The organism is Candidatus Infernicultor aquiphilus (assembly GCF_002784285.1).
Taxonomy (GTDB): domain Bacteria; phylum Atribacterota; class Phoenicimicrobiia; order Phoenicimicrobiales; family Phoenicimicrobiaceae; genus Infernicultor; species Infernicultor aquiphilus.
On the sequence record NZ_PFKO01000357.1, the window covers coordinates 438 to 1,404 of the forward strand.

General features: G+C 34.1%; 1 protein-coding gene. It reads right to left on the minus strand.

The annotated features are described in order from the left end of the window. The coding region (locus tag COZ07_RS10030; protein ID WP_406608425.1) for a hypothetical protein at window positions 1-967 on the minus strand (967 nt) is incomplete at both ends.

Genomic DNA, 967 nt, shown 5'->3' on the forward strand with positions numbered 1-967 from the left:
TAATCCTATTAAAAGGTCCTCTTTACTATCTTTATACTTATCTTTAAAAGCTAGAATTTTACCATCTGGACCCGTTTGCATTACTTCAATATCGTGTGCCCATACAAGAGTAGTAGTTGCTTTTGGATTTCGTATTAAACTTGCAAATTTTCGAAGACGAGCTGAAGAAGCAGGATGTTCCTCTGTTCCTATTTTAAAAATAGTTATTAAATTAATCAAACCAGCGCTAATTGATTCATCTAGTTCCTTTAACCGCTCAATTAAACTCGCTGATGCAAAACACCTAGATAAATAGGGAACTCCCCATACTTGATAACTTTTAGCTTTGCGCTTTAAGTGGCTAACAAATTTAGGATTAAGTCTAATTCCGGCGCTAAATGAAGATCGACTATTTCTAATAGAATCCATTACAGAGCGAGGAATTGCCTGTTTTAAAAGAGCTGCTTCAGGATCACTTCTACCATCAAGTTTTAATTTTCCCCATAATGCATCATCTAATCTAAGATAAATAACCTCTTGCCCAAATGCAATAGGCTCTTTAGGAAGCTCAATAGACTGGGGATTTAAAAGAGTAATCGAAACTGGTAAACTCCATTCTCCCTCAATCCCATCAACTTCAACATTGTCCCATTTAACATAAGGAAAAGCATTCCCAGATGTAAACCATTCTAACGCAAATTCTTGCATTATAGAATATACACCAGGAACGCAATTTGTATTATCATAATTAACATTATCGAAAAAATGTCGGACAATAATATCTAATTTTTTATTGCCAGTTTCTTCCGGCGTAACCGACGTAACTGCAAAATCCACTAAAACATCGACAGCATTCCCTATTACACTATTAAATCTATAAAGTCTCCAAGCAACATCCATTTGAGTTTTAATATCATTATAAATATCATTATATTGTCTTAATCCATGTAAATAATTAGTTGGAGTTTTAACCGAAGAAGGGACCTTA